Here is a 269-nt window from a genome sequence, read left to right on the forward strand (position 1 = left end):
CAGATTCCCGCCAACGCGACTTACTGGATCGACACCTTCAACCTGCAGTTGGTCGGCGAGAGCGAGCGTTTTCTGCCCGAGGACAAGTTGCGCCAGCAACTGGGCATGGAGTTGATCCGGCAGTTGGGCAATGCCAATCGCTACGCCACCACCAAGGACAGTGCCGACTACCTGCTGGATGTAGATGCGGTGTACAAGCGCCGCCTCAGTGATTCCCAGGGCGGGCTGGTGTCGATGGTCGTCGATGACAATACGATCCTTGCCAGTGT

Annotated in this window: 1 pseudogene; it reads left to right on the forward strand. The window is 58.7% G+C overall.

Annotated features, from left to right (window positions below):
• Window positions 1-269 (forward strand): annotated as a pseudogene (locus SB725_RS31420) (hypothetical protein); the annotation flags it as partial.

The sequence above is a fragment of the Pseudomonas sp. SIMBA_041 genome (assembly GCF_046535095.1).
Taxonomy (GTDB): domain Bacteria; phylum Pseudomonadota; class Gammaproteobacteria; order Pseudomonadales; family Pseudomonadaceae; genus Aquipseudomonas; species Aquipseudomonas mucoides.